This is a genomic window from Luteimonas sp. A537, assembly GCF_054052065.1.
In genome coordinates, this window is the sequence record NZ_JBSVRH010000001.1 from 253957 (window position 1) to 280387 (window position 26431).

A 26431-nucleotide genomic window follows, 5' to 3' on the forward strand; every position below is an offset into this window, starting at 1 on the left:
CCCCGTGACTAAAGGCCGGTGAGCCCGGCGCCCGCTGCCGCTACAGTTTCCCGCTGCAGGCGCCCCACCGCGGCGCGAAAGGAAGTCCCGATGTTGAAGCGTTGCGCACTGGTGGCCGGCCTGGCCCTCCTCAGCGGCTTGGCCGTGGCAAACGAGCCCGTTGACCTGGACATGGTCAGCCGGATCCGCCAGGAGGCCTTCCACAACTCCCAGGTGATGGCGACCTTCAGCCACCTCACCGAAAACATCGGCGCGCGCCTGACCAACTCCCCGCAGATGGCCGAGGCCAATGCCTGGACCCGCGGCAAGTTCAACGAATGGGGCCTGGCCAAGGTCCACGACGACGCCTTCGACGACTTCGGCCGCGGCTGGGAGTTCAGCTCCGCCAGCGTGGAAATGCTCAGCGACCGCGCGCAGCAGCTGCACGCCCTGCCCAAGGCCTGGACCCCCGGCACCAACGGCCCGGTGGAAGGCGAGCTGGTGCACGTCGAGATCAAGAAGCTGGCCGACATCGAGGACTACCGCGGCAAGCTGGGCGGCAAGATCCTGCTGTTGGGCGAGGCGCGCGAATACAAGCGCGGCACCGAGCCGGACTCGCACCGCCACGACGCCACCTCACTGGAGGGCCTGCAGCAGTTCACGGTGCCGAAGACCGCGGCCGCCGACCGTGCCGAGCGGGTCAAGGAGTACGCCGAGCGCCAGGAGCTCAACCGGGCGGTCAATACTTTCTTCGCCGAGGAAGGCGCGCTGGCCGCGATCAGCATCAGCAGCTGGGACAACGGCATCATCCGCGTGGCCGGTGGTGGCTCGCGCAAGGCCGGCGAACCGGTGGGCATCCCGGAGCTGGCGATGATCGCCGAGCACTTCAATCCGCTGGTGCGCGCGCTCAAGGCCGAGCAGACCGTGCGCCTTCGCGTGAACGTCGATGCGCGCTTCATCGACGAGGCCAACCAGCCCGGCTACAACACCATCGCCGAGATCCCCGGGCGCGGGCGCAAGGCCGCCGAGATCGTCATGCTCGGTGCGCACATGGATTCCTGGCACACCGGTACCGGCGCCGCCGACAACGCCGCCGGCGTGGCGGTGATGATGGAGGCCATGCGCATCCTCAAGGCGGTCGGCGCGAAGCCCGAGCGCACCATCCGCGTCGCGCTGTGGAGCGGCGAGGAGCAGGGCCTGGTTGGCTCGCAGGACTACGTCGCGCGCAAGTTCGCCAAGTACCCCGAGCCCACCGACCCTGCGCAGAAGGCCCTGCCGGCCTCGCTGCGCGAGCCGACCGGCGCGCTGCAGAAAATGCCCGACTACGAGCGCTTCTCGGTCTACTTCAACATGGACAACGGCTCCGGCCGCTTCCGCGGCATCCATGCCCAGGAGAACCTGGCGGCGATGCCGATCTTCGAGGCCTGGCTCAAGCCCTTCCACGACGTCGGCGCCACCACCGTCGCCACCCGCAACACCGGCAGCACCGACCACATCGCCTTCGACCGCGTCGGCCTACCCGGCTTCCAGTTCATCCAGGACCGGCTGGACTACTTCACCAACGTCCACCACACCCACCTGGACACCTGGGACCACGTGGAGCCGGAAGACCTGAAGCAAGCCGCGGCCATCGTCGCCTCGTTCGCGTACCACGCCGCGATGCGCGAAGAGCGCATGCCCCGCAAGTCCCTCCCGACCCCGAAATAGTCCCCGTAGGAGCTACAGCTGCGACCCGCACCCTTGGGGAAACCCCGGTCGCAGCTATAGCTGCTCCTACTGCGGGTCGGGCACCGATCAGCTTCCGGCCTGGTACTGCTTTTCCTCGACGAACGCGGAGCCCGAAAGGCGATTGATCTCGTTCTTGATCGCCACGCGCTCGCCGTTGCGCACGGCCACCGCGCGCGCAAGTTCGATGAATTCGTGGTCGAAGGCCTTGGCCGCCTCCCTGGCGCGGAGGCCGTCCTGCACGTCCCACATCAGCTCATTGGCCACCTTCAGCCGGTCGTAGCATCCGGCGAGTTCCGGCTGCGCGTCGACCAGCGCGCGCCAGATCGGCCGCAGTCCACCCAGTTCGGTTTCGACATGCGCGCGCTTGGCAGCGTCACCGATCCGCTCGTGTTTGATCTGCAGGATCGAGATCTTGTCGGCCAGCTCGCCGACCGACACCGGCACGTTGATGGTCTGCATGGGGCGCTCCGTCCGTTCGATGGCGGCCATCGTGGAACGCCGGTGCGCACGAGGCAAGCGGCCAGCCGAAACGATGCATGCGCTACACTCGAATGCACCCCTGCGCCGGTATGGATGCCATGACCGCACTCGCCCTGCCACTGCTGTTCATCAGCGCGGCATTCGCGCTGCTCGCCCCGTCCGCCGCCTTCGCCCAGGCGCGCACCCCGCCCGAGCCGCAGTGCCTGGACGCACGCGAAGTGCGCGAAGTGTTCCAGTCCGACGAGCGGACCCTGGCGATGGTGCAGTCCGATGGCCGGCGCTTCCGCGTCGGGTTGGGCGCGGACTGTTCCGGCGCCACCGATACCGGCAATGCGCGGCTGCTGGCCGCCGATGGCTGGATGTGCGGCACCGGCAACGAATACGTGGCGATGGATGAGCGGAGCTGCCCGGTCAACGAGGTCGAACCGATCACCTCCGCCGAATATGCCCGGCATGCGCGCGCCAGCCAGACCGGCGCCGACGGCAGCACCACGCTGGCGACGGTCGTGGTCAAGGGCGAGCGCCGGCACGGGTTTGCGGCCTCGCACAGCTATTGCTTCAACCCCCGGCACGTGCGCGGCTGGTCCGAGGATCCCAAGGGCGTGGTGGTGGAAGTGAATCCGCGTCGCTCGGGCGGCAACCGCTACTACCGCGTGGAACTGATGCGGTCCTGCCCGCATCTTGCCGGTCCGGTCGAGGCCGCCTTCCACTCGGGCATGGGCATCGGCCTGATCTGCGGGAATCCGGGTGACGACATCAGGACAGGGACCCGCGGCGGCGGCGGCATCGCGATGGACAGCGGCCGCGGCCTGCCCCTGGCGGCGGCCAGCGGCAGGCATCCGGACTTCCTGATGACCGGGTCCGACCAGCTTCAGATCCTGGGTGCCAAATTCGGCTGCCCGATCCGCGCGGTCTATCCGATGGACGACGCCAGCTGAACCTGCGACAGGCAGGCATGACGCCGCTTGAACGTCTCCCCGTGGACACTGCCCACAGCGGGCCGGGTGCCCGCGACTTCCCCCGATGGAGACATTCCCATGACCCGATCCACCACAGGCCCCGCGAGCGAGGAATTCCGCGACGTGGCGCGCGATGCGATGAAGCTGGGTGGCCGCTGCGTCGGCGCCGCCCGCGACTGGCTGGGCGAGAAGCGTGAAGAGTTCAACATGGGCCGCGCGGCAGGCGGTGCTGGCGCTGCCGGTGCCGGCGTGACCGTGCACGGCTACCGCGGCATCGGCCCGCGAGGCTACCGCCGCGACGACGGACGCGTGCGCGAGGACGTCTGCGATGCCCTCACCGACAGCGATGCCCTGGACGCCAGCGACATCACCGTCACCGTGCAGGACGGCGTGGTGAAACTCGCCGGCAGCGTTCCACACCGGATGATGAAGCGACTGGCCGAGGACCTGGCCGATGACTGCGGCGGCGTGCGCGACGTGGAAAACGCGCTGCGGGTCGGCCCGCCGCCGTCGGTTGGCGCCGCATCCACCACCAGCGGAGCATCCGGACCCTCGGCGAACCTCTAGCGACCAAAAGCCCGCGACCCTGCGACCATCGCGGCTTTAGCCGCTCCCACGGGCGGTGGCTTCCGCAGGAGTCAGTTGGTGGCCGCGGCCTGCTTCTGCCCGGCGATGAACGCACGGATCTCGTCGTCGAGCACCGGCAGCGGCACCGAGCCCAGGCGCAGGATGGTGTCGTGGAACGCCTTCTGGTCGAAGCCGGTGCCCAGTTCGCGCTCGGCCTCGGCGCGCAGGTCGCGGATGGTCTTGTAGCCGATGTAGTACGACAGCGCCTGCCCCGGCCAGGAGATGTACCGGTCGACCTCGTTGACGATGTCGTGCCGCGCCAGCGCGGTATGGCTTGCCAGGTATTCGATCGCCTGCTCGCGGCTCCAGCCGTACTCGTGGATGCCGGTGTCGATCACCAGCCGCGCGGCGCGCCACATCTCGAAGGTGAGCCGGCCGAAGTCCTCGTACGGCGTCTCGTAGATGCCCATCTGCGTGCCCAGCCACTCGGTGTACAGCGCCCATCCCTCGCCGTAGCCCGAGAAATACGTCCTTGCCCGGAAAGCCGGGCGCTCCGGCGCCTCCAGCGAGAGCGCCGCCTGCAGGCTGTGGCCGGGCGAACATTCGTGCAGCACCAGCGCCGGCAGGTTGTACAGCGGCCGCGACGGCAGGTCGTAGGTATTGAACCAGCACGCGTCCAGGCCACCACGGCCGGCGGTGTAGTTGGGCGCGATGTCGTCGGCCACCGGCAGGATGGTGAAGCGGTAGCGCGGCAGCGTGCCGAGCACGTGCTTGAGCTGGCCGTCGACCTTCTTGGCGACCCAGGCCGCGGTGGCCAGGAGTTCGCGCGGCGTCTTCGCGTAGAACGCCGGATCCGAGCGCAGGTAGGCCAGGAACTCCTCGAACGTGCCCTCGAAGCCGGCGCGCGCCATCACCTCGCGCATCTCCGCCGAGATCCGCGCGACCTCGGCCAGTCCCAGCTCGTGGATCTCGCGCGGATCCATGTCGCGGGTGACGTACTCGCGGATCTGCGTGCGGTAGAACGCAGCGCCGTCGGGCAGCGCGCTGGCCGCGATGCTGGTGCGCGTGCGCGGGAGGTAGTCCTCGCGCATGTAAGCGAGCAGATGGCGGTAGGCCGGCACCACCTCCTCCAGCACGACCCGCCTGCCCTCGTCACGCAGCCGCGTGCGCGCGGGCTCGGGCACCGAGGACGGGATGGCGTCGAAGGCGGCGAGAATGGGATTGCCCGCGTCCTCGAGCGTGTAGCTCTCGATCGTGTTGTCGCGGTCGTCCAGCGATGCCCGCGGCACGCTCCAGCCGCGGGCCAGCCCGCGCTCCATGTTGTCGATGTGTTCGCGGAAGTGGCGCGGCAAGTCATGCAGGCGGCTGATGTAGCTGCGCCAGTCGGACTCTTCGCGCCAAGGTTCGCGCGGGGCGAAGCCGGTCCAGAAGAAGGTGTCGCTGTTGAACGGCGCCTCCCAGGTGCGGCGCACGGCGTTCGAATGGTCGGCCTCGATCGTGGCGCGGAACACGGCGAGGTTGACCCGGTCCTCGCGCGAGAGCGTATCGACCGGGATCGCATCGAGCTTTGCCAGCGTGTCCGCCCAATACGCGGCGCGGCGCTCCCAGGTCTCCGGAGTGTTCGATGGCAGGTGGCCAGGTGCACGCCAGCGCCCGTCGACGAGTGCATAGCCGTATTCCCGCTCGTTCCACTTGCCGTGGGCGTCGAACAGCGCATGCAGCGCGCCTGCGGGCGTATCGGCGGCGGGCGCGCCGGTCGCGGCCGTTGCCGGCGGCGCGGGGTCCGTGCCGGGCTCCTGTGCGGGCGCGCCCTGGGCAGAGCCCGCGCAGGCGAGCAGCGAAACAGCTAGCAGCGCGGTAACGCGCAGGTGGTTGGCACCCCTGGAAAGCATGCGCCGGTCTCCTTCGATGGGACCGGGAGTATGCCCAATCCACGCCGGGCCGACCGCCGGCCACGCCCGCCACGCGCGCGCGCCGTGGCGATCAGGGCGCAGCGCCGGCAGTCCACGCACGCGCCCTGTGGCCAGGCAGCGCGCCGCCAGCGCAGGCGATCCAGCTCCTGTCCGGGCCCAGCTCGCAGCCACCGGTGAACGCCGAGAACGCGGGCAGGATGGCCTGGTGCGCCTCCAGCGCGAGCGCCGGATGGCGGCCCGGAAGACCCGGCAGACGCACCACCGGATGCACGTGGCCGCAGATCACGTAGCCCGTCGCCCGATCAAAACCGGCCGGATCGCTGTCGGGGCCGGCCACTGGCACGTGGCGGAAGCGGAATGGCCCATCGCGCACATCATCGGGCAGGCACACGATGCCGACGGCCTCAGGCGCGAGGCTGCGATCGTGGTTGCCGGCAACCACGCTGGCCACGACGCCGGGGTGCGCGGCGAGCAGCGCGCGCCAGGCGGCCTCCACGCGCGGATGGCGGCGGCCGTGCAGGAAGTCGCCCAGCACCCACAGCTCGCGGGCCGCGGTGGCGCGCAGCAGCGCGTCCAGGCGCGCGAGGTCGTGGCCGGTGCCGCCGGTGGGCACGGGGATGCCGGCCGCGCGCAGGATGTCGCCCTTGCCCAGGTGCAGGTCGGCGATCAGCAGGCGCCCGCGTGCCGGCCAGTACAGCGCGCGCTCCGCGTGCAGGCGCATCGGCTCGCCGGCGATGCGCAGGTCGGTGACATCGCCCATGGCTTCATCCATGGCGCTTCTCGAGCTGCCCGGCCGCGCGCCGCACGCGCGTGCGCCAGTCCTCGGTGCTGAGCTGCCCGCGCAGGGAATCGGCCCACAGCGGGAAGGCCAGCGGCGTCAGGCCGCGGGGCCGGTGCAGGTCGAGCCGGCGCCCGCGGCAGCGTTCCAGCGCCTCGCCCAGCCGGCGGATCTCGAGCTGCGCTTCCAGCACCTCGCGCTCCGCCTGGGCCAGCAGCACGTGGTCGGGATCGTGGCGGCGCAGCACGTCGTACAGCAGGCCGCTGGAGGCCTGCAGCTGGCGCAGCGAGCGGATCGCGCGCCCCGGGAGCGACGGCGGCAGCAGCCCGGCCACGCGCGCGATCTCGCGGAACTGCCTGCGCGCCAGCTCGGCCAGGTTGAGGCTGGCGTTGAGGTCGTCCAGCAGGCGATCGGGCGCGAGCATGCGTTCCAGCAGCGCCGGGTCGGGCCAGGCCTCGGCCTGCGCGTTCAGCACCAGGCCGTAGTCGTTCACCGCCCAGGCGAAGGTGTTGGGCGCCTCGCGCGCCCAGCGCAGGGCGAGCAGCGGCGCCAGGCCTTCGTGCACCGAACGGCCGGCGAAGGGAAAGACGAACAGGTGCCAGCCCTGCCGGGTCTTCGCCGCCTCCACCAGCAGGGTGTCGGGCGTGGGCAGCGCCGAGAGCTTCGACTGCAGCGCGAGCAGCGGTGCCAGCGCGCGCATCTCCGGACTCGCAGCGGGCTGCCCGAGGATCGCCTCGACCTCCGCGGCCAACTCGCTCGACAGCGGCATGCGCCCGCCCTGCCAGCGCGGCACGGCGCCGTCGCTGCGCTTGGCGATGCGCACGTAGGCGGTCATGTCCTTCAGCTGCACCAGCTCCAGCGTGCGGCCGGCGAACTGGAACCCGTCGCGCGGCCGCAGGCGCGAGACGAACGCCTCCTCGATCGTGCCCAGGTGGCCGCCCTTGAGGAAGCGCACCTGCACGCCGCCGTCGCTGGTGATGGTGCCGATCGACAGCCGGTGGCGGAAGGCGACGCGGCGGTCGTGCACGCGATAGACGCCGTCGTCGTCGCGCAGCACCCGGCGGTAGTCGGGATAGGACTCCAGCGCGCTGCCGCCGCGCACGATGAAATCGAGCACGGCCTGCCAGGCGGCGTCGGGCAGTTCGGCGAAGGCATGGGTGCCGCGAACTTCGGCGAGCAGCGCGTCGGGTTCGAAGCCGCCGCCCAGCGCGAGGGTGACGCAGTGCTGGGCCAGCACGTCGAGCGACAGCCGCGGCGGCGGACGTGATTCGATGCGTCCGGATGTCAGCGCCCTGCGCGCCGCGGCGTACTCGGCCAGTTCCAGCGCGTGCGTCGGCACGCAGACCACGCGCCCGGCTTCGCCCGGCCGATGCCGCGCCCGCCCGCCGCGCTGCAGCAGCCGCGCCATGCCCTTGGGGCTACCGACCTGCAGCACCTGGTCTACGGCGGGGAAGTCGACGCCGAGGTCGAGGCTGGAGGTGGCGACCACGCAGCGCACGCTGCCGTCGCGCAGGCCGGCCTCGGCGACGGCGCGCAGCGAGGCATCGAGCGAGCCGTGGTGGAGCGCAAGCGTGGACGGATCATCCAGCCACACCGATTGCAGCGCGCGATGCCAGAGTTCGGCCTGCGAGCGGGTATTGGTGAACAGCAGGCTGCTGCGGGCGCGCTGCAGCACGGCGGCGACGCGTTCGAGCTGCGACAGGCCGAGATGGCCCGCCCAGGGGAAGCGTTCGCCCTCGCCGGGCAGCAGGGTCTCGAGGGTCATCTTCCGCCGCCGCGGCGCGGACAGGATGGCCGACGCCGGCGCGTGCGGGAGCAGCACGTCGCGGGCTTCGTCGAGGTTGCCCAGCGTTGCCGACAGGCCCCAGGTGCGCGCGGCCGGGGCCAGCGCGCGCAGCCGCGCCAGGCAGAGCTGCAGCAGCACGCCGCGCTTGTTGCCGAGCAGTTCGTGCCACTCGTCGACGACCACCGCGCGCACGCCGGACAGGATGTCGCCGGCATCCGGGTACGACAGCGCCAGCGCGAACGATTCCGGCGTGGTGACCAGCACGTCGGCCAGGCCCTTGCGCGCGAGCCGGCGATCGCGGGCGCCGGCGTCGCCGGTGCGCATGGCCACGATCCAGGGCACGCCGAGTGCGTCGATCGGCTCGCGCAGCGCGCGCACGGTGTCCACGGCGAGCGCGCGCAGCGGGGTGATCCAGAGCAGGCGCAGGCGCGGCGGCGTGGACGCGGACGCGCGCTTCGGCGCCGGCACATCACCCAGGCGCAAAGCTTCCAGCAGCGGCCCGCCGGCAGCGGCCAGGGTCTTGCCGCTGCCGGTCGGCGTGACCAGCAGCCCGGACTCGCCGCGCAGGTAGCGGCGCCAGGCTTCGCGTTGGAATGTTGCGGGACGCCAGCCCTGGGCCGTGAACCATGCGATGAGGGCTGCGTCGGCGCGGCCGCGGCCAACGTTCGCGCCGGACCCGCGGATGGCGCTGCCCGCCGCCATCACCGCGCCAGCGCCCGCAGGCTGTCGAGCCGGTCGGCTTCGCTCGCGGGCTTGTCCTCGCGCCAGCGCAGGATGCGCGGGAAACGCACGGCGATGCCGGACTTGTGGCGCGCGGAGCGGTTCACGCCCTCGAAGCCGAGTTCGAACACGTGCACCGCCTCCACCGAGCGCACCGGTCCGAAGCGCTCCAGCGTGTGCACGCGGATCCAGCGGTCCAGGCGCAGTATTTCGGCGTCATCGAGACCCGAGTAGGCCTTGGCCACCGGCACCAGCGCGTCGCCATCCCACAGGCCGAAGGTGTAGTCGGTGAACAGCGTGCTGCGCCGGCCGTGGCCGGACTGGGCGTAGATCAGCACCGCGTCGATGCTGAGCGGATCGACCTTCCACTTCCACCAGTCGCCGCGCTTGCGGCCATGGCGGTAAGGCGAGTCGGCGCGCTTGAGCATCAGGCCTTCGACGCCGCGGCCGCGGGATTGTTCGCGCAGCGTGGCGGCGTGGGTCCAGTCGTCGGCGGGGACGCTGGGAGAAAGCGCGATGCGGCCGGTGCCGGAATCGGGAATCAGCTCCGCCAGCAGCGCGCGGCGCTCGTGCAGCGGGCGCGTCCTCAGGTCTTCGCCCTCAAGCTCCAGCAGGTCGTAGGCAAGCACGCGGGCGGGGGCGGCGGCGAGCGACTTCGGACCGGGCTTGAGCCGCTGGATGCGGGTCTGCAGGGCGCTGAACGGCATCGGATCCGCTTCACCCGGCTGCCAGGCGAGCAGTTCGCCATCGATCACGCAGTCGCGCGGAAGCAGCGCCGCGGCGGCTTCGACTTCGGGGAAGCGTCCGTCCATGCGCTCCTCGCCACGCGACCACAGAGCGACGTCACCCTCGCGCCGGATCAGCTGCAGGCGGATGCCGTCCCACTTCCACTCCAGCAGCCACTCTTCGATCGGACCAAGCGCGTCCGGCGCGACCTCCAGCGGCGACGCCAGGAAGAAGGGATACGGTAGCGCGGCGTCGCCGGCCTGCGGCTCCGCGGAAAGCAGGCCTTCGAGGAAGGCGGCGCTCGGCGTCCACCGGCCGAGCATGCGCTGCGCGATCAGGGCGATGTCGACGCCCGACAGTTCGGCGAGCGCCTGCTGCACCAGGCCCTGCGACACGCCCACGCGCAATGCGCCGGTCAGCAGCTTGTTGAATACCAGGCGTTCGCGGAACACGAGGCTGCGCCACGCGCCGACGACCACCGCGCGGCGTGCTTCAGGCTCGGCGTTGGCGATCGGCGCCAGGCGATATTCGACCCAGTCGGCGAGGCCGGCCTCTTCCGCGGGGCCACCATTGCTGCCACTGTCGCGGCCGGTATCGACCGCGTCATGGCTCTGTCCACGGGCGTCGCTCCCGTGGTCGACGGGCGGGTCGTCCAGCAGCAGGGCCAAGGTCTCAGCCAGATCGCCGACCTGGTGATGGCAGGCCTCGACCAGCCAGTCAGGCGTGCCGCTTTCTTCACCGATCCAAGCGCGCAACTCGCCGGTGCCGGCGATCTTCGCGCGCGCGCCGCCGACCTTGCCGCCGGCCAGCAGCCATAGCGCCCATGCGGCATCGCGCGGCGGCGCATCGCGGAAGTAGGCGACCAGCGCACGGCGCTTGTCGCTCGTGCCGGTGCTGCGGTCGAGCCGCTCGTAAAGGGCGGCGAAGCGGCGCATCAGTCGTCCTCGCCGTAGTCCGTGGCGAACACGCCGGTGTCGATGCCGCGTTCGTTGAGCACGCGCACCAGCGCGTCGGTGTTGCCGTGGGTGGCGATCACCCGGCGCGCGCCGGTCTCGTGCGCGGTGCGCAGCAGCGCCGGCCAGTCGGCATGGTCGGACACGACGAAGCCACGGTCGTAATTGCGCCGGCGGCGATTGCCGCGGATGCGCATCCAGCCCGAGGCGAAGCCCTGCTGCGCGCGCCTGAACCGGCGGATCCACGGGCTGCCCGCCGCCGATGGTGGCGCGATCACCAGTTCGCCGGCGAAGTCCGAGCCGCGCGCCTCGTCGGCGACGCGGCGGGTATCGAGCATCGCCACGCCGGCCTGGCGATAGACCTGCACGCCGGCGTCGATCGCGCCGTGCACGAACGCCGGCCGATCGGTATGTGCCGCAAGTTCGGCCAACACGCGCTGCGCCTTGCCCAGGGCGTAGCAGTACAGGATCGCGGCTTCGCCATTGCCGGCGCACTCTTCGCGCCACTCGACAATGTCGCGCGCGACATCCGTCGTCGCTGGCCAGCGATAGATCGGCAGACCGAAGGTCGACTCGGTGATGAACACGTCGCAGGGAACGACCTCGAACGGCAGGCAGGTTGGATCCGGATCGCGCTTGAAGTCGCCCGACGCCACCCAGACCTCCCCGCCCGCCTCGATCCGCACCTGGGTCGAGCCCAGCACGTGCCCGGCCGGGTGGAAGGACACCAGCGCACCGCCGACGGCTGCACGCTCGCCGAGCGCGTGCGCGCGGTAGTCCTGCTCGCCCAGCCGCCACTGCAGGATCGGCAGCCCCTGCTCCGCAACGTGGTAGATGCCCATGCCCGGACGCGCATGATCGCCGTGGCCATGGGTGATCACCGCGCGCGGCACCGGCCGCGAGGGATCGATGTGGAAATCGCCGGCGGGGCAGTACAGCCCTTCGGGCGTCGAAACCACCAGATCACCCCGGGCCACTGCGCGCTCCGCTCAGCGCAGGTCGACGTCGCCGACCTTGTCGCTGTATTCCTTCTTCGGATCCATGCCCAGCAGCATCTTCACGCCGGCGACCATGCTGGAGGCATCGATCCAGACCTCGGCGTCCTCCGCATCCAGGCGCAGCAGGCGCAGCTTGGGATCGTCCTTGCCCTGGTACCAGGCGCCGACGAAGGGATTCCACAGCCGCTCGACCACGGCGCGGTCGGTGTCCACGCGCAGGGCGCCGCGGATGCTGGCGAACAGGTCGTGGCCCTTGGATGCGAAGCCGGCGATGGCGCGGCCGCTGCCGGAACCCAGCTGCTTCACCAGCAGGTTGTCGGCCGAGGTGAAGAACCAGATCGGCGCGCGCCGCTCTTCCGCCATCCCGGTCATCGGCCTGGCGTGGCCGTCCTCCTGGCCATCCAGGCCCAGCATGACCGTGCGGTCGCTCTCAAGTGCCTTCCAGAATTTCTCTTCGAGTTCGCGGGGGTCGGTCATGATCGTCTCCACATGGGGTTCGGCCCCCGATGTAATCACCGCGCGGGTGACAACGACGTGCGCGCCCGCTTCGGAGACCGGGCTCTCCGCTGTGGGAGCGGCCCTGTGGGAAGCGGCTCTTGTGGGGGCGTCTCAGGCGATGTCCGGGAGGGGGCCGACCGTCGACTCGCCCTCGCCCTCGCCCTTGTCCTGCAGTGCTTCCAGCAGGCCGCACAGGCTGCGCAGGTCCTGGGCGTTGTGCAGGCCGACGCGGCGCAGCTTGGACGCGCTGCCGCCGCGCAGGTAGCCCAGCCACGCGCCGGGCGCTTCGGAGCCCGGCAGGTCGTCCTCGCGAAGCACGCCGAGCAGTTCCCGCTCCACCGTCGCCAGCCGGCAGTTGGCCCAGACGCCGCGGTAGCGCCGCCGCACCGGGTGCAGCAGGTCGATGTGGCGGCGCCCGAACACCGGATCCGGCAGGCGCGCGAGGCGGTAGCGCGTGGACAGCAGCGGGCGGTCGTAGCTCTTGCCGTTGTAGCTGACCAGCGCAGTGCCTTCGTCCAGCCAGCCGGCGAACGCACGAAGCATCGCCTCTTCCGCCGCCAGCCGGGTGATGCACAGCTGGCGGATGCGCAGGCCGCCGTCGCGCCAGTCGGCGGCGCCGATCATGAAGGCGCGGGTGCCGGTGCCGCCGGCAAGCCCGGTGGTTTCGGTGTCGAAGGCGAGCAGGTGTTCGCGGGCGATCGTGTCCTGGCCGATGCCGTGGAGTGGCAGGACATCCTCGCCCTCCGGCCAAGGCGCCCATTGCTCGAAATAGCGAAGACCGGGCGAAACCTCCTCGCCAGGCAGCGCGCGGTCGATACTGCGCGGGGCGGCGACCGGCGCCGGCGCGCGGATCCTCAGCAGGGTGCGGAGCTGGGCGATCGTGGCCTCATGCGATGCCTTGGCCGCGCGCGCGGATGCGGTGGCATCGTGACGGTGCGGAGCAGCCGCGACGCGTTCGGACACCGGTTCCACCCCACCCGTCATGCCCGCTGCCACGCCCGCCTGCTTGCGCAGCCCAGCGAGCTTCCTGGCCAGCGCGCTCACGCCGCGACCAGCAGGTCGAGCACCCGCAGCGCGAGCTGCCGCGGCGTGCCGCTACCACCCTCGTCGGCCTCGAGGATCGGGCCGACGCAGGCCGGGCAGCCGGCATGGCAGTCGCAATCCGACACCACCGCGCGTGCGCGCGCAACGAGCTCCTCGCGACGTTCGTACAGCGGCGAAGACAGCCCCACTCCGCCGGGATAGTTGTCGTAGAGATACAGCGTTGGTGTGAAACGACCGGCTGGATCAAGCACATGTACGTTGGAGTTGGCGTCGCCGCGCAGCGCCATTGCACCGTCTCCAGCCTCGCCATCACCACCACGCAGCTGCCCACGCCCCCTCGCGTTGCGCCCGGCAAACCACGCCCCGTCTCCGCTGCCCACCGCCTTCAGCAGGTCGCGCGATTCCGCCATCACCGACACCTGCGCCACCAGGTGCAGCGCGTGCGCGGCGCCGAGGAAGCCGTCCAGCGCCTCGTGGCGCATCGCGAACGCATCCTCCAGCACCAGCTGCGGCAGCTGCCACCAGACCGCGCTGGTATGCAGCTCCTGGTCGGGCAGCGTCACCGGCCCGTAGCCGATGTTCTCGTGGGTGTGGAAGCGGATCTTCTTGTAGCCCGACACCCGCCGCAGCACGTGCACCTCGCCCATGTGCGCAGAGCCCTGCCCGGCCGGCGCCTGCTCCATGTCGTCAAGCACCTTGAGCTTGGTGTAGTCGATGGCATCGGTGTAGTAGTCGACCTGCGTGCGCTTGACGTACGCCTTGCGGCCCTCCCAGTCCAGGCGCTCCACCTGGAAGGGCTCGGACTGGATCATGTGGATCGCGCCCTCGTACAGCGTCAGCGCGGCCGCCGAGTAATCGACCTCGGCCACGATCACCTGGCGGCCGTCGGTGCGGTCCACCACCACGAAGTTGCCGTCGGCCACCGAGCGCAGGTTCACCGCCTGGGCCGGATAGCTGTCGGCGATCCACTCCCAGCGCTCGCCCTCCTGGTGCAGCACGCCGCTCTCCGCCAGCACCTCCAGCCACGGACCCGGGTCCACGGGCCCGAAGCCGTCGCCGTCGCGGAAGGGCAGCTCGAAGGCGGCGCAGCGGATGTGGTCGAGCAGGATCAGCGGCTGGTCGGGTTCGATCCGCGCCTGCTCCGGATTGGCCGCGGCAAAGAATTCCGGATGCCGCACCACGTACTGGTCCAGCGCCTCCGAACTCGCCACCAGCACGCCCAGCGACGGCTGCTGCCTGCGCCCGGCACGCCCGAAGCGCTGCCAGGTGGCGGAGATGCTTCCGGGATAGCCATTGAGCACCACCACGTCCAGGCTGCCGATGTCCACACCCAGCTCCAGCGCCGACGTGCTGACGATGCCGTCGATGCGCCCGGCGCGCATGTCCTGCTCCACGGCGCGGCGCTCGGTCGGCAGGTAGCCACCGCGATACGCACGGATGCGCCGCGGCTTGCGCGGGTCGTGGTCGAAGACTTCCTTCAGGTACTTGGTCAGCACCTCGACCATCGACCGCGACTGGCAGAACACCAGGGTCTTGAGCCCGGCGCGAATCGCCAGCCGCGCAATGCGGTTCGACTGCGAACGCGCCGACGCGCGGATACCCAGGTCGGGATTGATCACCGGCGGATTCCACAGCAGTACGTGCTTGTCGCCGCGCGGCGCACCGCTGTCTTCGATCACCTCGACTTCGTCGATCGCGGCTTCGATCAGCGCGCGCCCGTGCTCACCGGCGTTGCCGATGGTCGCCGAGCAGAGGATGAAGGTCGGCGACGCGCCATAGAACGCGCACACCCGCCGCAGCCGGCGGATCACGTTGGCAACGTGGCTGCCGAACACGCCGCGATAGGTGTGGATCTCGTCGATCACCACGTAGCGCAGGTTCTCGAAAAACTGCGCCCATTTGGTGTGGTGCGGCAGGATGCCCTGGTGGAGCATGTCGGGATTGCTGACCACGATGTCGCCGCTGACGCGGATCGCGCGGCGCGCATCGCCCGGGGTGTCGCCGTCGAAGGTGGCCGCGCGCAGGCCGAGGTCGCCGGCGGCGTTGAGCTCCAGCAGATCCGACACCTGGTCCTGTGCCAGCGCCTTGGTCGGGAACAGGTACAGCGCCTTGCCGCGCTCGCGCAGCGCGCCGGCGACCACCGGCAGCGTGTAGCACAGCGACTTTCCCGACGCCGTGGGCGTGGCCACCACCAGGTGCCGGCCGGCCTGCGTCGCCTTCCAGGCGCGGGCCTGGTGGCTGTACAGGCGATCGATGCCGCGCGCGCGCAGGGCGCGGGCCAGTTGCTCCGGCAGGTCGTCGGGTAGCGGCTCGTATTCACCCTCCTGGCCGGGCAGGAGCAGGCTGCCGGTGACGCGGCCGGGGTATTTGGCCTCGAGCCTGGCGGCCAGGGTGTTGCCGCCCATGGGCGCGATGTCCTGGGCAGGCCGGGTGATGGCGTTCAAAGCGGGCTCCGAGGCGGCGTGGCACGCAGCCTGCACGTTCGGCGTCTCACCCCATGCGACTGCGCAGGACCCAGCCCATGTTTGCCTGGCCTTGACGCGCCAGCGACCACAGTGGTCTCCCCCACGCAGCGGAGTGTCCCCATGGCCAAGTCCAACCCCACCCGACCCGACGCCCCGGCGGAAGAATCCAGCCTCGACGACGGCACCGACCTGCCCGAGACCAGCGGCCCGAAGCTGAAAGACCCGCGCGCGATTTCAGCGATGGACAACATCGGCGTCGACACCGGCGCCGACCTCCTGGACGTGGCCCTGGACGACCAGCCGGGCGATGTCGATGCCGACGGCCGTTCCTTCGCCGATGACGTGCGCAGCGACACGATCAGCGACGACGAAGGACGCGAGCGACGCTGACAGAGACGGCGAGGTCGCGAGCAGCGCCGACAGCCACCGTCTCGCGACGACCCTGTGGGAGCGGCTACAGCCGCGACCGGCATCGCCGAATCGCGGCCATGGCCGCTCCCACAGCAGGGAATGCTGCGATCATGGCGCCATGGATATCGACCAGCCCCTCGCCTTCTCCACCCTCCCCGTGCCGCCGGCCCTGCTCCGCGGCGTCGAAGCGCTCGGCTACACCGCGATGACGCCGGTGCAGGCCCAGGCGCTGCCCGCGATCCTAGAAGGCCGCGACCTCATCGCCCAGGCGCCCACCGGCAGCGGCAAGACCGCTGCCTTCGGGCTGGGCCTGCTGCAGCGGCTGGACCCGGCGCAGGTGCGCACCCAGACGCTGGTGCTGTGTCCCACCCGTGAGCTTGCCGAGCAGGTCGGCGCCCAGCTGCGCAAGCTGGCCCTGGGGGTTCCGAACGTGAAGCTGTCGGTGCTGTGCGGCGGCATTCCGCTGGCGCCGCAGCTGGCGTCGCTGGCTCACGCGCCGCACGTGGTCGTGGGCACCCCGGGACGCATCCTGGAACTGCTTGGCCAAGGCGCACTGCAGCTTGGCGGCGTCCAGACCTTCGTGCTCGACGAAGCCGACCGCATGCTCGACATGGGCTTCGAGGACCAGATCCGCGATGTCGCCCGGCACGTTCCGCGCAATTGCCAGCGGCTGCTGTTCTCGGCGACGTTCCCCGATACGATCCGCGCGCTGGCAAGGACCATGCTGCGTGACCCCGCGGAAGTCAGCGTCGGCGGCAGCGCCGGCGCGCCGGCCATCACCCAGGTGGTGGTGGACGCCGAACCCGAGCGCAAGGCGCCGCAGCTGGCGTCGCTGCTGCTCGAGCATCGCCCCGAGTCATGCGTGGTGTTCTGCAACATGCGCCGCGACGTCGACGAAGTCGCCGCCTCGCTGAACCATTACGGCTTCGACGCGCTTGCCCTGCACGGCGACATGGAGCAGCGCGACCGCGCCGAGACCCTGCTGCGCTTCGCCAACCGCAGCTGCAACGTGCTGGTCGCCAGCGACGTCGCCGCGCGCGGCCTGGACATCGACGACCTCGCCGCGGTGGTGAACTACGACGTGCCATCGGACCCCGATACCTATATGCACCGCATCGGCCGCACCGGGCGTGCCGGGCGCGAAGGCCTGGCGCTGACGCTGTGCACGCCGCAGGAGCTGCGGCGCATGGAGGCGATCGAGGACCACCAGTTCCGCACCCTGCCGCGCGAGCGCGCGCAGCCGGTCGAAGGACGGCCGAAGGGCGTGCCCAAAGCCGCGATGGCCACGCTGCGCATCGATGCCGGCAAGAGCGACAAGCTGCGCCCCGGCGACATCCTGGGCGCGCTGACCGGCGACGCCGGCCTGTCGGCGAAGGCGATCGGCAAGATCGACGTGCTGGCCACGCGCGCCTATGTCGCGATCGCGCGCGCGCAGGCGCCGCAGGCGCTGGCACGCCTGCGCGAGGGCAAGATCAAGGGCCGCAAGTTCCGGGTGGCTGCGCTGTAGCAGCCCACCCCGCGGCTAGATGCGGTCGCGGTCCATTCGCGGCGCGGGAGGCGCGGGCGGGCTGCCGACCATGACCTGTGACGCCTCGTGGACCATCAGGTGGGTCTGGTAATAGAACTTGCCGGTAGGGAGGCCGGCCGCGGTGAAGTCGATGCGCTTCCTGTAGACATAGCCGATCACGGTGACATGCCGGCCCTTCAGCGCCTGCGGATCTTCCCGGTGCAAGGTCCGCCAGGCTCCGGCGGCCGCGGTGGAAAACCGGATCGTCAGGTTGCGCTGGTCACGGTAGTCCTCCTCGGAATTGAGGTAGACGGAGCCGCTCTCGGTGCTGCCCGTCGCCGCTACGGTGAGAGCGAACATCCCGGGCACGCCCTCATCAGCCGCCTCGGCCGCGGTCAGCACCGCGAGCATGGGCGACACCGCCAGGCCGCGGCCACTGTCACGCAGCGCCTGCAGGAGGTCCATGGTGGCGGGGCCACCGCACAGGAAGTTCGTGGCGTCGACCGGCTCATAGGTCGAGGCCACGATGGCGCGCTGCCATGCATCGGCCTCGGCATCGGCATCGCCCGACCGGAACTGTCGCGCCCAGTGCGCGTACAGGGCGCTCGAGAGCGTCGCGCGCGCCCAGACGGAGTCCGCCAGATCGATCGCTTCGCGCGCGTACGCTGCAGCCTCGAGGGGCTGGTCGCGGCGACAGAGCAGGAAGGCAGCATAGTTGCCGCGACGCCAGGCATGGCCGGGCTCCCCAGCCACGGCTTCGACATAAGCGGCATCGGCTTCGCCAAGCCGCTCCAGGGAGATCAGCGCGTTGATCACGCAGCTGTTGGTGGCGTACAGAATGCGTGTCGTCACCGCCGCAACGTCCACACGCCTGCAACGCTCGAGAGCCGCTTCGTGGTCGCCTTCGTTCGTATGCAGGGTGGCCCAGTTGAGGTGCAGCCATGGACTCGCCCCCCCGATGTCTCCGGCGAGCGTCAGGGAGACGCGGGCGGCGTCGTTGCGGCCCTCGAGCGCGTGCACGTGACCCATCAGCACATGCGCTTCCGCGAACCGCGGCGACAGTTCGATCGCGCGCCCGAGCGCCTGCGCCGCCCTGGTCATTCCCTGCGGGTCATGGCCTTCGCCGTAGAGGTGAGCCTCGCTGATATGGATGCGCGCGTACTCGCGATGGGCCGGCGCGTAGCCGGGATCGGCCTCGAGCACTGCATCGAGGATGGCACGGGCCTCGGTGAGGGCTTCGGCGTTGACCAGGGCCTCCGCGCGCGCGACGGCATCGGCGGGGTCATCGGCAAGGGCTTCGCCATTGGCCAGCGCCGCGGCGCCCAGGCACAGGACGCCGGCGAGCAGCAGCCTGCCCAACACCCGAGCGCTCCGCCGTGATGACATTTCCACCCGCATGCGCACCCCCTTCATCGCCCGGTCCCCACCGGTCGCGCCAGAACGATAGCAGGGCTCAGATCCGGGCGCGCAGCGCCTGTGCGAAGGCCGCGCCACGCCGGGGATCGACGCCCAGGTAGAAATCGGGTTCGATCAGCTCCGCTTCCATCAGCAGCCAGCGGCCGTCTGCGCCGGGCACGACGTCGATGCGCGCGTACAGCAGCGGTGCGTCGATGGCCGCGAGTGTCTTTCCGGCCAGTTCAAGCGCGCCCGCAGGCGGCTCCCGCAGCAGCGTGTACTGCCCGCCGAAGGTTTCCTGCACGCGGAAGTCGCCGGGCACGGGACGCTTGTTCACCACGTGCGAGAGCTTCCCGCCGAAGTAAAGCAGCGAGGTTTCGCCTTCGCTGGCGATCGTTGGCAGGTAGGGTTGCACCAGCATGTCGCCGCCGCCGGCGGCCGCGGCCACGGCTTCATCGATGCCGTCGCGGCCTACGCGCTGCGTCTTCCATGCGCCGCCGGAGACCGACGGCTTGACGATCAGTTCGCTGGCGCCGGTGTCATCGAAAGTCTGTTCGAGCTGGACGCGCGACGGCTCCTGCATCCACACCGTGTGCGGGATCGCGATGCCACGCGCGGACAGGTCGACGAGATAGCGTTTGTCGGAATTCCACGCCAGCACATCAGCGGGATTGGCCATTGGCACGCCTGCGAGCCGCCAGGTCACGCAAGCCTCGAGCCAGCGCGCGTGGTCGAGGTGGTAGCTCCAGGCCAGCAGCGGCAGCACCTGCGCGAAATCGCGCAGTCGGGCGGCATCGCCCACGTGCGCCGTCCAGGGTGTTGGCGTTGCGTGGATGCCTTCGTCATGCAGCGTGGCCTGCAGGCGCGCAAGCACCACGGGCCACAGCTGCTCGTATTCGCCGACCGCGGGGTCGGGCGTGAGGATCGCAACCTCGATCACGCTCAACCTTCTCCGGCCGCGTCCAGATGACCCACGCGCGCATGCCGACGCCCGTAGGCGAAATAGATGACGGTACCGATCGCCAGCCAGACGGCGAAGCGCACCCAGGTCAGCGTGGTCAGGTTGAGCATCAGGTAGAAGCACAGCAGCGCGGAGACGATCGGCAGCACCGGCGAGAACGGCACCCGATAGCCGCGCTTCAGGTCCGGGCGCGTGCGCCGCAGCACCACCACCGCCAGGCTCACCAGCACGAAGGCCGACAGCGTGCCGATGTTGATCATCTCTTCCAGGATCTCGACCTGGGTGAAGCCGGCCAGCAGCGCCACCGCCACGCCGCTGATCAGCTGCAGGCGCACCGGTGTCTTGCGGGTTTCAGAGGTGACGCTGAGCCAGCGCGGCAGCAGGCCGTCGCGGCTCATCGCCAGCAGCACCCGCGACAGACCCATCAGCAGCACCATGATCACCGTGGTCAGGCCAATCAGGATGCCGACCGAGATCACCTGCGCCGCCCAGGGCGCGCCCACGGCAACGAACGCAGTCGCCAGCGACGGATTCTCCGCTTCGGCCAGCACCGTGTACGGCACCATGCCGGTAAGCGCGAAGGCGACGCCGATGTAGAGCAGCGTGACCACGGCCAGGCCGCCGAAGATGCCCAGTGGCAGGGTGCGCTGCGGATCCTTGACCTCTTCCGCCGAGGTCGCGACCACGTCGAAACCGATGAAGGCGAAGAACACCAGGGCCGCGCCCGACAGCACGCCCGCGATGCCGTACTTCGCCGGTGCTGCGCCGGTGAGCCAGGACAGCAGCGACTGCGACCAGACCTCTCCGCCTGCGCCCCCTGCGGGCTCGGACGGCGGCACGAAGGGCGTGAGGTTGTCGGCGTTGAAGTAAGTCAGGCCGACCACGATCACGAACACCACGATGCCGACTTTGATCAGGGTGAACACGTTGTTGACCCGCGCCGACATCTTGGTGCCAAGGATCAGCAGCGCGGTGAATACGCCGACGATGAAAAGCGGGCCCCAGTCCATGGCCAGCCCGAGCACGCTGATCGTGGTCGGTATGTGCACGTCGAACAGCTCGAACACCATCGCCAGATAGATGCCCCAGTACTTGGCGATCACCGCACCGGCGGTCAGCAGCTCCAGGATCAGGTCCCAGCCGATGATCCAGGCAAGGAACTCGCCGAGCGTCGCGTAGGTGTAGGTGTAGGCGCTGCCTGCAACCGGAATGCTGGATGCGAACTCCGCGTAGCACATGATCGCCAGCGCGCAGGCAAGCGCGGCGAGCATGAACGACACCGTGACTGCCGGGCCGGCGAAGCTGCCGGCGGCGCGCGCGCCGACCGAGAAGATGCCTGCGCCCACCGCCACCGCCACGCCCAGGATCATCAGGTCCCAGGCGGTGAGCGAGCGCTTGAGCTCGCGTCCCGGCTCGACGGAATCGGCGATGGTCTGCTCGATGGACTTGGTGCGGAAGAGACTGCGGGACGGACTGCTGCTGGCGCGGGGCTGCTGGCTCATTGGATCGCTCATGCGGAGGCGTGGGCCGTCCGTGCAGCAGGCTTCGATGGCCCTGCGGCGCGGAACGAAGCGCCCAGACTACGCCGGCCGGCGTCGGCCGGACAATGCCGAAAGGGCCGGGCAAGATCGCATCGAAGCGGCCGCGGTACGTGGCACGGCGCTATGCTTCATCAATGCAACTGCGCACCGTCACCGCCACCCGCTACGTCACGCCCCTGCGCGAAGGCGGTTCGATGCCCGCGATCGTCGAGGCCGACGACGATGGCATGTACGTGCTCAAGTTCCGCGGCGCGGGCCAGGGGCCGCGTGCGCTGGTGGCGGAGCTGGTCTCAGGCGGGATCGCGCACGCGCTCGGCCTGCCGTTGCCGGAGATCGTGCTCATCCAACTCGACGCCGAACTCGCGCGCACCGAGGGCGACCCCGAGATCCAGGCGCTGATCCAGGCCAGCGCCGGACTCAACCTGGCGCTCGACTATCTTCCCGGCGCGATGAACTTCGACCCGGTCGCCACGCAGCCGACGCCGGAGCTTGCGTCGGCGATCGTCTGGTTCGACGCCTACACCAGCAACGTCGACCGCACCGCGCGCAACCCCAACCTGCTGGTCTGGCATCGCCAGCTCACCCTGATCGACCATGGCGCATCGCTGTATTTCCACCATGGCTGGGATGGCGACACCGGCGGCGCCGGCAAGCCCTTCCCGCTGATCCGCGACCACGTGTTGCTGCCGTGGGCGAGCGAACTCGCCGCGGCGGATGAACGCCTCACCGCGCTGCTGCCACCGGAACGACTGGCTGGAATCGTGGAAGACATTCCGGATGCATGGCTGCAGGCCGGGGACGCCTTCGGCACTCCCGTGCAGCAGCGCGCGGCCTACACGCGCTACTTGCAGCAGCGCCTCGCACTGCCGCATGCCTTCATCGAGGAGGCCGAACGTGCGCGCGCCTGACAGCTACGACTACGCGGTGATCCGCGTCGTGCCCCGAGTAGAGCGCGGCGAGTTCATCAACGTCGGCGTAATCGTGTCCTGCGAGAAGACCGGCTATCTCAAGGCCGTAATTGAACCGGACGATGCCCGCCTGCGGGCGCTGGACCCCGGCATCGACCTGGACACGTTGCGGCGCCACCTCGACGCCATCCAGCGCATCTGCGAAGGCGGCCCGGATGCAGGCCCCATCGGCCTGCTGCCGCAGCGCGCCCGCTTCCACTGGCTGACCGCAAAGCGCAGCGCGATCATCCAGACCTCGGCGGTGCACATGGGCCGCTGCGGCGACATGGACGCGATCGTCGAACACCTGATGGACAGGATGGTGCGGATTGCGCCGGACTGAGTGCATGCGCGGCGCGCGGTACGTGCGCGGGGCGGTTGCGGCCTACAGCCAGGTCAGCTGATGCGGAACATCGGCTGGCCCGCGCGCGAATCGCGGAGCGGCCGGGACAGATAGCTGGCGTGGGTATAGCCGGGGAGCGAACGGCGGCGGCGGTACGCCATCTTTACGTGCGCAGGCGTGGAATGCGCCTGTGGGATGCCCGCCTGGATGCGGGTAATGCTTTGAGCGGGAGCCGCATGGCTGCGCGTGTCGTGATGGCGGCGACGGCTGCCGGGGATCAGGGACAGGAACGACTGCTTCAGGTAGTTTTTGATTTCTTCCTCCATAAATTCAATGTTTACAACAACTTACGAGGCGAATTGTAACACATCGGCGCATTTATGAATAGGGCTGGCGGTTCTATGTACCGGGTAGCTGCAACGCCATGCATTGCCGCGATGCCGCCCGGTACCGGGCCCCGGCAGGCTTGACCCGGGTCATGTCCCGCTTCGAGCGCCGCCCCTACGATGTTCCATGTAGACACCCCGGATGCGACATCCGGCGTCGGTCATCCCTACTGGAGATCCCCATGAACCTGAAGCAGATTCCCCTCGCCCTCGCGCTCACGCTGGCGATCGCCGCCATGGCCGGCTGCGCCCGGGACAGCACCCCGGCCGCCAACGCCGCGGACGCCGGCGCCATCGAGCAGGTCGCGCATGCGGAAGACGAAGCGCACGACGCGCACGACACGGCACATGATGCTGACCACGCACACGCCGCCGCGGACGCCCTCGGCGTCGACTTCCCGGTGCCCGACAACCACCAGCCCTGGGCCCCGGATGCGCCCCTGATCGAAGGCATGTCCCGCGTCCGCACCGCGGTCGCTGGCCTTGAGGCCCATCCGGACGAAGCCACCGTGATCGCCCGTGCATCGGACGTCGACGACGCGGTCGAATACATGTTCGCCAACTGCAGCCTGCCCACGGAACCCGACATCGCCCTGCATGCGATCCTGGCGCGGCTGATGGCCGGCACCCAGGCGCTGCAGGAGAACCCGGCCGACGCCGCGCCGGTCGCCGACATGCACGGTGCGCTCGAGAACTACCGGACCCTGTTCGACGACCCGAACAGCTGACCGCGAATGCGCAGGCCGTTGGCGCCCAACGGCGCGACGGCTTGGGCCTGCGGCATCCAACCCCGCCGGCGACATGCCCTGCACCCCATGGCGGCCACGATGGACTGCTCCTCGTCCACCCGGAGCCTCCCATGGCACTGCGCGCTTTCGGCCTCAACTGCACCCTGAAATCCTCGCCTGGCGAATCCTCAACGCAGAAGATGCTGGACCTGCTGCTGCAGGCCCTGGGCAAGCACAACGTGGCCTCGACCAGCACCCGCGTGGCCGATCACGACGTGAAGCCGGGCGTCAGCGTGGATGAAGGCGACGGCGATGCCTGGCCCGGCCTGCGCGGCAAGGTGATGGAGGCCGACATCGTCGTGCTCGCGACGCCCATCTGGCTGGGCCAGCCGTCCAGCATCGTCAAGCGCGTGCTGGAACGCATGGATGCCTTCCTCGGCGAAGGCGACGACCGTGGCCGCTTCCCGACCTTCGGCAAGGTGGCCTTGGCCGGCGTGGTCGGCAACGAGGACGGCGCCCACCACGTCACCGCCGAGCTCTACCAGGCGCTGGCCGATGTCGGCTTCACCATTCCCGCCTCAGGCAGCGCCTACTGGGTGGGCGAAGCGATGCAAAAGACGGACTTCAAGGATTTGCCGGAGGTGCCGGAAAAGGTCACGCAGAGCGTGGAGATGGCGGCGAGTAATGCCGCGCATCTGGCGCGCCTGCTGAGGGCCGAGCGGTATCCGGGCGTGGGGTGAGCCACGCACGTGGCCTCACTCAGGATGGCGCGCACGGCCTCCAGTGCTTCGTCGACTATATCGCCACCGGCGCCTTCCCGATGCGCTTGAAGCTGCGCGCGCGGGCGGCTCAGAGCATCGGCAGCTTGAGTCCCTGCTCCTTCGCGCACTGCTCCGCGATGTCATAGCCCGCATCCGCATGCCGCATCACGCCGGTCGCCGGGTCGTTCCACAGCACGCGCGCGAGTCGGCGGTCCGCCGCTTCGCTGCCATCGCAGACGATCACCACGCCGCTGTGCTGCGAGTAGCCCATGCCGACGCCGCCCCCGTGATGCAGGCTGACCCATGTCGCACCGCCGGCCACGTTGAGCATGGCATTGAGCAGCGGCCAGTCGCTGACCGCGTCGCTGCCGTCCTTCATCGCCTCGGTTTCGCGATTTGGCGAGGCCACGCTGCCGCTGTCGAGGTGGTCGCGCCCGATCACCACCGGCGCCTTCAGCTCGCCGTTGCGGACCATCTCGTTGAACGCCAGACCCAGGCGGTGACGCTGGCCCAGGCCGACCCAGCAGATGCGCGCCGGCAGGCCCTGGAATTCGATGCGCTCGCGCGCCATGTCCAACCAACGATGGAGCTGCGGATCGTCCGGGATCAACTCCTTCACCTTGGCATCGGTCCTGTAGATGTCTTCGGGATCACCGCTCAGCGCGACCCAGCGGAACGGCCCGATACCCTTGCAGAACAGCGGCCGCACATAGGCCGGCACGAAGCCCGGGAAGTCGAACGCATTCGCGCAGCCCTCGTCCTTCGCCATCTGCCGGATGTTGTTGCCGTAGTCGACGGTCGGGATGCCCTGGGCGTGGAACGCCAGCATCGCCTCCACGTGCACGCGCATCGACTGCTTGGCCGCGTCGCGCACCGTCTCCGGATTCGCCTCCTGCTCCGCCAGCCACTGCTCCACCGTCCAGCCGATCGGCAGGTAACCGTGCACGGGATCGTGGGCGCTGGTCTGGTCGGTGACGCAGTCCGGGCGCACGCCGCGCTTCACCAACTCCGGCACGATTTCAGCGGCGTTGCCGAGCAGCGCGATCGACCTGGCTTCGCCCGAGGCGGTGTACTTCGCGATGCGTGCCAGCGCGTCATCGATGTCCGTGGCCTGCTCGTCGACGTAGCGCGTGCGCAGGCGGAAGTCGATGCTGGCCTGGCGGCATTCGATGGTCAGCGAACTGGCGCCGGCAAGCGACGCCGCCAACGGCTGCGCGCCACCCATGCCGCCCAGCCCCGCGGTCAGGATCCAGCGCCCGGCGAGGCTGCCGCCGTAGTGCTGGCGCCCCATCTCCACGAAGGTCTCGTAAGTGCCCTGCACGATGCCCTGGCTGCCGATATAGATCCACGAGCCGGCGGTCATCTGGCCGTACATCATCAGGCCCTTGCGATCGAGCTCGTTGAAGTGCTCCCAGTTGGCCCAGGCCGGCACCAGGTTGGAGTTGGCGATCAGCACCCGCGGCGCATCGGCATGGCTGGGGAAGATGCCGACCGGCTTGCCGGACTGCACCAGCAGGGTCTCGTCATCGCCAAGCGTGCGCAGGGATTCAAGGATCGCATCGAAGCTCTCCCAGTCGCGTGCCGCGCGGCCGATGCCCCCATACACCACCAGGTCCTCCGGACGTTCGGCCACGTCCGGGTCCAGGTTGTTCTGGATCATCCGGTACGGCGCCTCGGTCAGCCAGGAGCGGCAGCTGAGTTCGGTGCCGCGGGGCGCGCGGATGGTGCGGGAAGGGTCGTGGCGCGTGGACATGGGCGGCTCACCGGTGGACTGGGCCCCGGATTATCGCATCGCGCGAAAAGAAGACGCCCGACATATGGCCGGGCGTCCCGGAGGCCAACGCTGGGCCTCCAAAC

The 26431-nt window shown here is 70.0% G+C and carries 23 protein-coding genes; 9 read left to right on the forward strand and 14 right to left on the reverse strand.

What is annotated here, in order from left to right:
• The first annotated feature begins 90 nt into the window (after positions 1-90).
• Entirely contained in the window at positions 91-1686 is a 1596-nt protein-coding gene (locus ACW7GZ_RS01160) for a M20/M25/M40 family metallo-hydrolase (RefSeq protein WP_457007388.1), read from the forward strand.
• A gap of 87 nt (positions 1687-1773) precedes the next feature.
• On the opposite strand, the gene ACW7GZ_RS01165 is transcribed toward ACW7GZ_RS01160, so the two are convergent.
• A complete protein-coding gene (locus ACW7GZ_RS01165) occupies positions 1774-2166 on the reverse strand; it encodes a hypothetical protein (protein WP_457001615.1) in 393 nt (130 codons plus the stop codon).
• 119 nt (positions 2167-2285) lie between these two features.
• On the opposite strand from ACW7GZ_RS01165, the gene ACW7GZ_RS01170 reads away from it, so the two are divergent.
• On the forward strand, positions 2286-3125 hold the full coding sequence (locus ACW7GZ_RS01170) for a hypothetical protein (RefSeq protein WP_457007390.1): 840 nt from the start codon (positions 2286-2288) through the stop codon (positions 3123-3125).
• Between the two features lie 99 nt (positions 3126-3224).
• Entirely contained in the window at positions 3225-3713 is a 489-nt protein-coding gene (locus tag ACW7GZ_RS01175) for a BON domain-containing protein (RefSeq protein WP_457007391.1), read from the forward strand.
• Between the two features lie 71 nt (positions 3714-3784).
• Here ACW7GZ_RS01175 and ACW7GZ_RS01180 read toward each other — a convergent pair whose 3' ends face one another.
• The 8 genes from ACW7GZ_RS01180 to ACW7GZ_RS01215 all read right to left on the reverse strand — a co-directional run bounded on the left by ACW7GZ_RS01180 (position 3785) and on the right by ACW7GZ_RS01215 (position 15534).
• Entirely contained in the window at positions 3785-5605 is a 1821-nt protein-coding gene (locus ACW7GZ_RS01180; RefSeq protein WP_457001609.1) for a DUF885 domain-containing protein, read from the reverse strand.
• Between the two features lie 91 nt (positions 5606-5696).
• Positions 5697-6386: a ligase-associated DNA damage response endonuclease PdeM gene (gene pdeM / locus ACW7GZ_RS01185; RefSeq protein ID WP_457007952.1), complete on the reverse strand. Its 690-nt coding sequence runs from the start codon at positions 6384-6386 to the stop codon at positions 5697-5699.
• 4 nt (positions 6387-6390) lie between these two features.
• On the reverse strand, positions 6391-8892 hold the full coding sequence (locus ACW7GZ_RS01190) for a ligase-associated DNA damage response DEXH box helicase (RefSeq protein WP_457007393.1): 2502 nt from the start codon (positions 8890-8892) through the stop codon (positions 6391-6393).
• A complete protein-coding gene (locus tag ACW7GZ_RS01195) occupies positions 8892-10571 on the reverse strand; it encodes an ATP-dependent DNA ligase (RefSeq protein WP_457007395.1) in 1680 nt (559 codons plus the stop codon). Before ACW7GZ_RS01195 ends, ACW7GZ_RS01190 begins: the two co-directional genes overlap by 1 nt.
• The gene (locus ACW7GZ_RS01200) at positions 10571-11566 is read right to left on the reverse strand and encodes a ligase-associated DNA damage response exonuclease (RefSeq protein WP_457007397.1); all 996 of its coding nucleotides are present in this window, start codon (positions 11564-11566) and stop codon (positions 10571-10573) included. The genes ACW7GZ_RS01195 and ACW7GZ_RS01200 overlap by 1 nt, the downstream gene beginning before the upstream one ends.
• Before the next feature lie 12 nt (positions 11567-11578).
• The gene (locus ACW7GZ_RS01205) at positions 11579-12064 is read right to left on the reverse strand and encodes a pyridoxamine 5'-phosphate oxidase family protein (RefSeq protein ID WP_457001603.1); all 486 of its coding nucleotides are present in this window, start codon (positions 12062-12064) and stop codon (positions 11579-11581) included.
• Positions 12065-12196: 132 nt separating this feature from the next.
• Positions 12197-13129 carry a ribonuclease H-like domain-containing protein gene (locus ACW7GZ_RS01210; protein ID WP_457007399.1) on the reverse strand — a complete coding sequence of 311 codons (933 nt, stop codon included), beginning with the start codon at positions 13127-13129 and terminating at the stop codon, positions 12197-12199.
• A complete protein-coding gene (locus tag ACW7GZ_RS01215) occupies positions 13126-15534 on the reverse strand; it encodes a DEAD/DEAH box helicase (protein WP_457002834.1) in 2409 nt (802 codons plus the stop codon). The genes ACW7GZ_RS01210 and ACW7GZ_RS01215 overlap by 4 nt, the downstream gene beginning before the upstream one ends.
• A gap of 180 nt (positions 15535-15714) precedes the next feature.
• Here ACW7GZ_RS01215 and ACW7GZ_RS01220 point away from each other — a divergent pair, with 180 nt between their 5' ends.
• Positions 15715-15984 carry a hypothetical protein gene (locus tag ACW7GZ_RS01220; RefSeq protein WP_457001598.1) on the forward strand — a complete coding sequence of 90 codons (270 nt, stop codon included), beginning with the start codon at positions 15715-15717 and terminating at the stop codon, positions 15982-15984.
• 139 nt (positions 15985-16123) lie between these two features.
• Positions 16124-17512 carry an ATP-dependent RNA helicase DbpA gene (gene dbpA / locus ACW7GZ_RS01225; RefSeq protein ID WP_457007401.1) on the forward strand — a complete coding sequence of 463 codons (1389 nt, stop codon included), beginning with the start codon at positions 16124-16126 and terminating at the stop codon, positions 17510-17512.
• A 15-nt stretch (positions 17513-17527) separates the two neighbouring features.
• Here the strand turns inward: dbpA and ACW7GZ_RS01230 are convergent, their stop codons facing one another.
• The 3 genes from ACW7GZ_RS01230 to ACW7GZ_RS01240 all read right to left on the reverse strand — a co-directional run bounded on the left by ACW7GZ_RS01230 (position 17528) and on the right by ACW7GZ_RS01240 (position 21370).
• Positions 17528-18871: a hypothetical protein gene (locus tag ACW7GZ_RS01230; RefSeq protein WP_457001595.1), complete on the reverse strand. Its 1344-nt coding sequence runs from the start codon at positions 18869-18871 to the stop codon at positions 17528-17530.
• A 94-nt stretch (positions 18872-18965) separates the two neighbouring features.
• Entirely contained in the window at positions 18966-19847 is an 882-nt protein-coding gene (locus tag ACW7GZ_RS01235; protein WP_457007403.1) for an ATP-grasp domain-containing protein, read from the reverse strand.
• A gap of 2 nt (positions 19848-19849) precedes the next feature.
• Positions 19850-21370, reverse strand: a complete 1521-nt coding sequence (locus ACW7GZ_RS01240) for an amino acid permease (protein WP_457001592.1) — start codon at positions 21368-21370, stop codon at positions 19850-19852.
• Positions 21371-21549: 179 nt separating this feature from the next.
• Between ACW7GZ_RS01240 and ACW7GZ_RS01245 the strand changes: the two genes are divergently transcribed.
• On the forward strand, positions 21550-22317 hold the full coding sequence (locus ACW7GZ_RS01245) for a HipA family kinase (protein ID WP_457002833.1): 768 nt from the start codon (positions 21550-21552) through the stop codon (positions 22315-22317).
• Complete coding sequence (locus ACW7GZ_RS01250) at positions 22304-22699, forward strand: DUF3037 domain-containing protein (protein ID WP_457001590.1); 396 nt, start codon at positions 22304-22306, stop codon at positions 22697-22699. Before ACW7GZ_RS01245 ends, ACW7GZ_RS01250 begins: the two co-directional genes overlap by 14 nt.
• Positions 22700-22752: 53 nt before the next feature.
• On the opposite strand, the gene ACW7GZ_RS01255 is transcribed toward ACW7GZ_RS01250, so the two are convergent.
• Positions 22753-23025 carry a hypothetical protein gene (locus tag ACW7GZ_RS01255; RefSeq protein WP_457001588.1) on the reverse strand — a complete coding sequence of 91 codons (273 nt, stop codon included), beginning with the start codon at positions 23023-23025 and terminating at the stop codon, positions 22753-22755.
• Positions 23026-23267: 242 nt separating this feature from the next.
• Here ACW7GZ_RS01255 and ACW7GZ_RS01260 point away from each other — a divergent pair, with 242 nt between their 5' ends.
• Together ACW7GZ_RS01260 and ACW7GZ_RS01265 are read left to right on the forward strand one after the other, a co-directional pair.
• Positions 23268-23813 carry a hypothetical protein gene (locus tag ACW7GZ_RS01260; RefSeq protein WP_457007405.1) on the forward strand — a complete coding sequence of 182 codons (546 nt, stop codon included), beginning with the start codon at positions 23268-23270 and terminating at the stop codon, positions 23811-23813.
• A 131-nt stretch (positions 23814-23944) separates the two neighbouring features.
• Positions 23945-24553 carry a flavodoxin family protein gene (locus ACW7GZ_RS01265; RefSeq protein WP_457007407.1) on the forward strand — a complete coding sequence of 203 codons (609 nt, stop codon included), beginning with the start codon at positions 23945-23947 and terminating at the stop codon, positions 24551-24553.
• A 109-nt stretch (positions 24554-24662) separates the two neighbouring features.
• Here ACW7GZ_RS01265 and hutU read toward each other — a convergent pair whose 3' ends face one another.
• Positions 24663-26327, reverse strand: a complete 1665-nt coding sequence (gene hutU, locus ACW7GZ_RS01270) for a urocanate hydratase (protein ID WP_457007408.1) — start codon at positions 26325-26327, stop codon at positions 24663-24665.
• Between the last annotated feature and the right edge of the window lie 104 nt (positions 26328-26431).

What these genes read in the sequence shown, in the direction of transcription:
- ACW7GZ_RS01160 (WP_457007388.1), top strand. Translation starts at nt 91, where the DNA reads ATGTTGAAGCGTTGCGCACTGGTGGCCGGCCTGGCCCTCCTCAGCGGC.
- ACW7GZ_RS01165 (WP_457001615.1), bottom strand. Translation starts at nt 2,166, where the DNA reads ATGCAGACCATCAACGTGCCGGTGTCGGTCGGCGAGCTGGCCGACAAG.
- ACW7GZ_RS01170 (WP_457007390.1), top strand. Translation starts at nt 2,286, where the DNA reads ATGACCGCACTCGCCCTGCCACTGCTGTTCATCAGCGCGGCATTCGCG.
- ACW7GZ_RS01175 (WP_457007391.1), top strand. Translation starts at nt 3,225, where the DNA reads ATGACCCGATCCACCACAGGCCCCGCGAGCGAGGAATTCCGCGACGTG.
- ACW7GZ_RS01180 (WP_457001609.1), bottom strand. Translation starts at nt 5,605, where the DNA reads ATGCTTTCCAGGGGTGCCAACCACCTGCGCGTTACCGCGCTGCTAGCT.
- pdeM (WP_457007952.1), bottom strand. Translation starts at nt 6,386, where the DNA reads ATGGGCGATGTCACCGACCTGCGCATCGCCGGCGAGCCGATGCGCCTG.
- ACW7GZ_RS01190 (WP_457007393.1), bottom strand. Translation starts at nt 8,892, where the DNA reads ATGGCGGCGGGCAGCGCCATCCGCGGGTCCGGCGCGAACGTTGGCCGC.
- ACW7GZ_RS01195 (WP_457007395.1), bottom strand. Translation starts at nt 10,571, where the DNA reads ATGCGCCGCTTCGCCGCCCTTTACGAGCGGCTCGACCGCAGCACCGGC.
- ACW7GZ_RS01205 (WP_457001603.1), bottom strand. Translation starts at nt 12,064, where the DNA reads ATGACCGACCCCCGCGAACTCGAAGAGAAATTCTGGAAGGCACTTGAG.
- ACW7GZ_RS01215 (WP_457002834.1), bottom strand. Translation starts at nt 15,534, where the DNA reads ATGGGCGGCAACACCCTGGCCGCCAGGCTCGAGGCCAAATACCCCGGC.
- ACW7GZ_RS01220 (WP_457001598.1), top strand. Translation starts at nt 15,715, where the DNA reads ATGGCCAAGTCCAACCCCACCCGACCCGACGCCCCGGCGGAAGAATCC.
- dbpA (WP_457007401.1), top strand. Translation starts at nt 16,124, where the DNA reads ATGGATATCGACCAGCCCCTCGCCTTCTCCACCCTCCCCGTGCCGCCG.
- ACW7GZ_RS01240 (WP_457001592.1), bottom strand. Translation starts at nt 21,370, where the DNA reads ATGAGCCAGCAGCCCCGCGCCAGCAGCAGTCCGTCCCGCAGTCTCTTC.
- ACW7GZ_RS01255 (WP_457001588.1), bottom strand. Translation starts at nt 23,025, where the DNA reads ATGGAGGAAGAAATCAAAAACTACCTGAAGCAGTCGTTCCTGTCCCTG.
- ACW7GZ_RS01260 (WP_457007405.1), top strand. Translation starts at nt 23,268, where the DNA reads ATGAACCTGAAGCAGATTCCCCTCGCCCTCGCGCTCACGCTGGCGATC.
- ACW7GZ_RS01265 (WP_457007407.1), top strand. Translation starts at nt 23,945, where the DNA reads ATGGCACTGCGCGCTTTCGGCCTCAACTGCACCCTGAAATCCTCGCCT.
- hutU (WP_457007408.1), bottom strand. Translation starts at nt 26,327, where the DNA reads ATGTCCACGCGCCACGACCCTTCCCGCACCATCCGCGCGCCCCGCGGC.